The sequence below is a fragment of the Candidatus Nitrosotalea sp. FS genome, from assembly GCF_011319475.1.
GTDB lineage: Archaea > Thermoproteota > Nitrososphaeria > Nitrososphaerales > Nitrosopumilaceae > Nitrosotalea.
This window is the reverse complement of record NZ_RCMC01000179.1, coordinates 17,313-24,139: the sequence shown is the minus strand read 5'-3', so window position 1 is coordinate 24,139 and position 6,827 is coordinate 17,313. Positions and strand designations below refer to the sequence as shown.

The window sequence follows — 6,827 nt, the reverse complement described above, 5'->3', positions numbered from 1 at the left end:
CCTTGGAAGCCTTGTCCATCTCCTGCTTGGGATCCTCCTTGACCACTACCTTGGAATACTTGGCCAGCAGCTTGTCCGCTGTCTCCTTGTCCAGATGGTGTAAATGATTGAGATTGGTTATTTGTAGAATTTGCAAATCTTGCAGCTCTCATAGCATCCAAGAGCTGTGATGGTGCAAGCTGGACTGTTGTAAATAATGCAGTTGTACTACCCTGGTTGAGTAAATTACCTACAAGATTAGTGGTTCCACCTACAGAACTTGCAGATAGTCCATAGACTTGGAGCTTGATGTTGCCAACTACAAAAGTTCCCAAGGTAAGAGAGTTTGTTAATGTTTGTCCTTTTGATACATAATTTGCAGTCAATGTAAAAGAAGCTGGACTATTGATCAGAGTATTTGCGGCATAAACCTTTGTGGTGAGTATTTGTCTGTCTCCTGGTTCTAGGTCTGGTATTGTCCAAGTAGATGGACCAACTACAGAAACCGAAGTTGACTGTGGTACAAGTGAGATTAAAATATTTGACATTGGATTAGTGCTGTTATTTGCAACGGCAAAATCAAGATCATCCAATGTAGCTGCAGTAATTACAGGAGTAGATGCATTACCAAGATATGACAAGCTGAGAGATTGTGGCGGATTTGGTTCAATAACAAGTCCTGTACTGACAGAATCAGTTGAAAGTTTTCCCCAGGCATTTTGATAATTTATCTGAAGTTGTACTTCTTGGGTAGTGCCAGCTGTTGCAGTACTTGGGTAAACTGTTGTACTTATCACAACTTTTGATTTTGCAGGTATTGTGCCCAAGTTGAAAGTATTAGGTCCCAGATTGACTATCTGCGTGGTAGCAGATTGCAATACAAGAGATCCTCCACTGCCACTATTACCAGTACTACCTTTAGAACTTCCAAGGTTTACAATGGTTGCCACCACTCCGGTTGCATCAGCAGAACCCTTGTTTTCAATTGTAATTGAGATAGGATTGTTAGTTTGAGGAGTAAGATAAGAAGTTGCAGTGGACGCATCCAATATCACTTTTCCAGGAAGAACAAATGGGACATTGAGTAGTGCAGAAGTACACTGTTGTCCAACTACACCCACTTGAACATAATTTGCAACAACAGTGGTTCCAAAAGTACCTACTTTGGCAGATGGTAGTACGTTTATGTTAAAATACATGGTAAATGATGCACCGGGTTGTACAGTACCATAATAGTTTCCTACTGCAGGATTAGTTGCAACTCTTGATGCTTGGTTGTAATGTTGAAGCAATTGGGGATTTGCGCTCTCTCCGGTAGGGGTGAATCCTGATGGTAGATTAAGAAATGCGGTAATCGAAGTTATTGGAAAGGCTGAATTTCTATTGTTAAAGACTACTGCAAAAACTGATGGTCCTTCTCCTGGACCTATTTCTTTTTTCACAGGATTACTTGTAACATCATTTGCAGAGGATGTTCCCTGATCAACCCAATACGAGTCAACAACCACAGGACCAGCATAAGTGGCATCAAGAATAGTAGTAAGAGGTGCAAAACAATCTTGTGTCTGTACTTGGCCGTATGCAGAAAAAGTTGAAAGCGTTGTTGGCACAAAGAGCATTACAATCAAAAGTGGAATAACAAATTTTACTCCTAGTCTCCTAGTAGAAAATTTGGTAGGTATACTAATTGATGGCATCTTTTTCTATCCTCCCATCTCTTAGCAATATTGATCTATCAGTAGATTCTGCAAGCTCTGGATTGTGTGTTACCATAACGATAGTTCGTTTGAATTTATGTGAAAGCATTTTAAGCATGTCAAATACATCGTCTCCTGTTTTTGTATCCAAGTTACCAGTAGGCTCATCTGCTAGAATTATAGTCGGGTTGTTTATCAAAGAGCGAGCAATTGCAACTCGTTGTTGTTGTCCACCACTGAGATTTACTGGTTTTTGGTTTTTCTTGTCAGCAATGCCAAGAGCCTCCAATATTTTCAAAGAACGAGAGTTTGCTTCAGCATTTGACATGCCAGCAATTAGTCCAGGCAGTTTAACATTTTTTTGTACAGTTGTTCTATTTATCAAATTAAACGATTGGAAGATAAAGCCAATACGGCTATTTCGCATGGTAGCAATTTCAGAGTCATTAAGAGAGAATATGTCAATTCCATCAATGTAGATTTTTCCGCTTGTTGGCCTATCTAGTGCCCCAATCATATTCAGAACGGTCGACTTGCCACTACCGGATGGGCCTACAACTGACACAAATTCACCTTTTTTTATAGCAAAACTGACTTTATCCAAAGCAACCACTCTTCCTGCAGCTGAATCATAAATTTTGGAGAGATTCTCCACCTTTAGAGCAAAGGAGCTGTTATCTACAATTTTCTGAGTGTCTTTTTCAACTACCAATTCTTTTGTCATGTTTTTCAAAATCAATCCCCTTTTAGAATTCATCTATTTGGATTTCATATGCATAAAAAAGATCACTATGCGAATCATATAGGTCCAAGAAAGATGTCATTGCATATGTTGATTATTTTTAGAATAAAACGATTATCAAACCTTGTTCATGAACATTGTTAATGATGACGCAAGAATCACCTGTTCGAAAAGTATGACAGGTGTTACATGGTATACCTCTAATCAATACACCCTGAAACATTCCTTGTGATAATATTTTGGAGGTCTTCCACCAATTCTCACTACAATATCTCCTTCAATCAATCTTATAGTACATTTTCTACATACATTGTTTATCATTTGAGATCAATCTTGCAACATCTCGTGGTTCTAATCTAATTTGCATCATATGAAAACCATTTCTATAAAATTTGTCGGGTGTTGTTTTGTAGATTTTGATCTGGACTTGGATTTTGCCAAAAAATTATGTAATGCAACTTGTTAATTATCCCAATACCATTTCTGCCTAAATCCATCATGTTTTGCAGGATGTGCAGCCTTGAAATGTATCTCTAATCTTTTAGGATCATCAAATCTCATATTACATTCTTTACATTTGAAATCCTTTTTCTTATCAAACATGTTTTATTTGTCACAGCCTTTTGTCATAATACATCTTTTTTATCCAAATTTGCTGCCAAAAATTTCAGTATTAGAAATGGCACGGTCATAAGATTGATCTTTTTTTCAGCAGAGACACATAGAATTTCATCATCTAAAGGAAAGTTCATCGATATTATTTTACTTCCATAAGAAACGGTAAAAATTACAGGCCCCAAGTGTGAATTATGTTCTTTACGCATCCTCACTCCCAATGCAGTCTCCATGAGCAACATTTCCTGATCTTTCTGAGTTGTAAAAGCCCGAATTCCCTTCTTGGTATGCCCGGTAAGAAGTCTGCCCTTATTGTTTATCACCCCAGCAAATCGGATATTAGGATCCAGATCTAGGATCATCGCACAAATAGATTCTAGTGTCTCTTGTGATGGTATTTTACGTTCAAAATTTGGAATTGCATCAAGCCCAGACTCCATAATTTTTTACCAGTCGTTTCGAATAAAACGCTTATCAAACATTGTTAATGAACAATGTTATTCAAGGAAGATATTTTTCAATATTTGTATAATAAAAAATGAAAAAAATTTTGGATCAGGATGATGATCCGCTGGATGGAGTTGTGGTTCCAGGTGCAGATGGAGCTGAGTTTTGAGGATTACCGCCCATGTGGAATCTGTGTTTCATCATTCCATGTTCGCCACCCATGCCAAAACCACCCATTCCAAATTGATGGCCTGGAGAGGTATACAGCACTTTATCATTTGCAGGATCGACAATCACGGAATATACCATGTTCTTGTCATCGACTACTTGGAAACTGTATACAACATATCCTTGTACAACAGTCAGGCTTCCACCTATTGTCTTTCCATTTGTTACTGCTGATGCTGCAGTATCAGATGCTGCAGAAAACTTTGTCTGTACTCCAGACAGTATTGTCTGCGGTAGGTTGATTGTGCCCTGTATTGTTGGAGGTTGTGTAGTTTGTGTTCCTTGAACTTGTGCAGATGCTGCTGACACTCCCACTGTAGCAATAATTGCTACACCGATTATGACGGCAAGCACTTTGTGGTTCTTGAAGAGGTCTTTTGTATTCATTGAGCATTAGTATCATATTTAGTTAATAAAAAATTGTGCAACTATGTCAGTGAACATTGTTACTGAAAGGTAAAAGTATTAGCAATGTTGGTTTCAATTTTTGTGAGAAATCAAGGTAAAAAGCTTAATACGTTATTTATACGGCAGAACAATAATCTTGTCACACGAATACAGAGACCGAGTCTACATTAGAAAAGATATCATATTAAAATTGACAGAACATGGAGAACTTAATCAAACATCTCTTCTCAGTTTTTGTGGTTTAAATTTAATGAAGCATAAAGACATTCTTGAAAGCCTAGAGAGAAAGGGATTCATAAGCAGAACAGAGCAAGCATGGGGAAATAAAAAAATAATAAAATACGCAGTGACACACAAGGGGCGAGAGTTTTGCAGGTTAATTCTAGAACCATATGAGGACATATTTCCANTCTAGAGAGTATGGAGAGAAAAGGTTTCATAAAAAGAACAGAGCAGGCATGGGGAAACAAGAAGATAATAAAATATGCAGTGACACAGAAAGGAAGAGAGTTTTGCAAGTTAATTCTAGAACCGTATGAAGATATTTTTCCTAGGAGTGAAAAACATGATAGAGAACAAAGTTAGCGAAGCATTTTTAATGCAACCGGAGTGTTTCTAGCAGATGCCAGAGCCAGAAAATAATCCGCCAGGAAAGAATGGGTCCACAGATGACAAAGACGAGAAAAAAGAATCGGAAAACATTCTTGAAATTTTAGATGAACTCTTATCCCATACCAACAGTTCACGTCGTTTATTTCTGATTTTTATTACAAGTGCATTATTTTTCGGTCCTGTTGCATTGGTATTGGGTGGAGTTTTGTTAGAACATCCAGATTACAACATAAGACATCTGGAACCAGGTGGGTATAACTTTACAGACATGCACCGTATCAATGGAATGCATCTTCAGGTTGTAGATCAAAACGGTACAGTAATCAGAGATTTACCAATGATGCCTCCGCCCGGAATGGACAGGTCTCACATAGGACCAATATTTTTCGGACTGCGAATATTCATCGTAATTTCAATAGTGTTTGCTGCGATATTGTTATTCATTGCAATAAAGGAATACCGCTTCTTTTCGCATTGGAACAAGAGATTTACTAAATACAAGGCACTAAAAGACAAAGTAGACAAGGAACTTGTGGCGAAGACTAGCAGTTAGACAGAGCTAAGTTTTTGTTAGATTATATATCCAAAAGTAATCATGATTCCTAATGGCAATACTTGAGATTAAAGACCTGCATGTGCAAAGAGACGGTAAAGAAATTCTCAAAGGAGTAAATCTCAAGACAGGTCCAGGAGAAGTTCATGCAATTATGGGTCCAAACGGATCTGGCAAAAGTACATTATCATATACAATTCTAGGTCATCCAAAATACGAAGTTACAAAAGGAGATATTTTACTAGACGGAGAAAGCATCCTAGGTCTTTCACCTGATGAGAGATCAAAGAAGGGACTGTTTCTAGCATTCCAATATCCAACAGAGGTTGCCGGTGTAGGTTATTCTCATTTTCTTAGAACTGCATACAATGCATTAAGCAAGTCACTTGCAGATGAAAAAAGAGAAGTCTTCTTAACAGTAAGAGAGTTTCAAAATTATCTAAAAAAGAACCTTGATGAAGTCGGTTTAAAGCATGACTTTCTTTCAAGGTATCTAAACGAAGGATTCTCTGGTGGAGAAAAGAAAAGATCAGAGGTTTTACAGATGGCAGTACTGCAGCCAAGGATATCNATTCTCATTTTCTTAGAACTGCATACAATGCACTAAGCAAATCACTTGCAGATGAAAAAAGAGAAGTCTTCCTCACAGTAAGAGAGTTTCAGAATTACCTAAAAAAGAACCTTGATGAAGTCGGTTTAAAGCATGACTTTCTTTCAAGATACTTAAACGAGGGATTCTCTGGCGGAGAAAAGAAAAGATCCGAGGTTTTACAGATGGCAGTACTACAACCAAGAATATCAATTCTTGATGAACCAGACTCAGGTTTAGACATTGATGCCGTACAAGCTGTAGCAAAGGCAATTAGTTCAGTCTCAAGAAAGGATGCAACCGTGATTGTAATCACACACTATGCAAGAATTCTCAAGTTCTTGGATAAACTTGATTATGTACACGTGATGGCACAAGGAAAGATGATCAAGGAAGGTCCAAAAGAACTTGCAGACGAACTAGAACAGAAAGGCTATGCATGGCTTGGAATTCAAGAGACTGCACAATAAAAAGAATTTTCACATTTTAAGCAATTTTAGAAATCTAGTATGAAAAATGGTACCTCAAATTCTGAACAAGTTCTTTGTGGCACTTGCAGGCCCTCACAAGTAATAAAAAAAAGACAATAACAGTGTCTAAAGTTTCTTACATTGGTATACAAACCCAATTTTTTTAATCAATATGCATGCAAATAGACAACCAACCAAAATCAAACGAGTTTTACACAAACTGTATGCAATACTTTGAAGCATTAAGAAAGACTGGAAAGCAGGACTATGGTTTTGAAGACGAGTTTTTCTATACCATGCCTGCAATGTCAGAAAAGATCGTTAGTGAACAGTAAGAGACATTCAAAAAAGACGTACACGGTTTCAGTTATATATTCAGTATAGGGATCTCTCGTTGCAGAGGTACCGAAGCCCGGTCAACCGAGAGGGACTCAAGATCTTTCGTAAGACATCCCTTCCCTTAGGGGTTCGTGGGTTCAAATCCCAC

At 37.7% G+C, this 6,827-nt stretch carries 8 protein-coding genes and 2 pseudogenes; 5 read left to right on the top strand and 5 right to left on the bottom strand.

What is annotated here, in order from left to right:
• The 5 genes from DYY66_RS06555 to DYY66_RS06540 form a co-directional block, all read right to left on the bottom strand.
• The coding region (locus tag DYY66_RS06555) for a COG1361 S-layer family protein (RefSeq protein ID WP_166287266.1) at window positions 1–1,676 on the bottom strand (1,676 nt) is incomplete at its 3' end.
• A complete protein-coding gene (locus DYY66_RS06550; RefSeq protein WP_255496252.1) occupies window positions 1,663–2,433 on the bottom strand; it encodes an ABC transporter ATP-binding protein in 771 nt (256 codons plus the stop codon). The genes DYY66_RS06550 and DYY66_RS06555, both read right to left, overlap by 14 nt.
• Before the next feature lie 447 nt (window positions 2,434–2,880).
• Window positions 2,881–3,021 (bottom strand): hypothetical protein, encoded by a 141-nt coding sequence (locus DYY66_RS14440; RefSeq protein ID WP_255496250.1) that lies wholly within the window; start codon window positions 3,019–3,021, stop codon window positions 2,881–2,883.
• Between the two features lie 23 nt (window positions 3,022–3,044).
• Window positions 3,045–3,473, bottom strand: coding sequence for a DUF6659 family protein (locus DYY66_RS06545; protein WP_166287264.1), 429 nt, complete (start codon window positions 3,471–3,473; stop codon window positions 3,045–3,047).
• A gap of 115 nt (window positions 3,474–3,588) precedes the next feature.
• Window positions 3,589–4,095: a hypothetical protein gene (locus DYY66_RS06540; RefSeq protein ID WP_166287262.1), complete on the bottom strand. Its 507-nt coding sequence runs from the start codon at window positions 4,093–4,095 to the stop codon at window positions 3,589–3,591.
• Window positions 4,096–4,252: 157 nt separating this feature from the next.
• On the opposite strand from DYY66_RS06540, the pseudogene DYY66_RS06535 reads away from it, so the two are divergent.
• From DYY66_RS06535 to DYY66_RS06510, 5 genes and pseudogenes are all read left to right on the top strand, one after another.
• Window positions 4,253–4,525 (top strand): annotated as a pseudogene (locus DYY66_RS06535) (winged helix-turn-helix domain-containing protein); the annotation flags it as partial.
• A 213-nt stretch (window positions 4,526–4,738) separates the two neighbouring features.
• Window positions 4,739–5,281, top strand: coding sequence for a hypothetical protein (locus DYY66_RS06525; protein WP_166287258.1), 543 nt, complete (start codon window positions 4,739–4,741; stop codon window positions 5,279–5,281).
• 52 nt (window positions 5,282–5,333) lie between these two features.
• Window positions 5,334–5,851, top strand: a pseudogene (locus tag DYY66_RS06520) (ABC transporter ATP-binding protein); the annotation flags it as partial.
• Window position 5,852: 1 nt separating this feature from the next.
• Window positions 5,853–6,340: ABC transporter ATP-binding protein (locus tag DYY66_RS16210; RefSeq protein WP_394352596.1), on the top strand; the 488-nt coding region annotated here is incomplete at its 5' end.
• Between the two features lie 176 nt (window positions 6,341–6,516).
• Window positions 6,517–6,675 (top strand): hypothetical protein, encoded by a 159-nt coding sequence (locus DYY66_RS06510; protein ID WP_166287197.1) that lies wholly within the window; start codon window positions 6,517–6,519, stop codon window positions 6,673–6,675.
• Window positions 6,676–6,827: the final 152 nt, after the last annotated feature.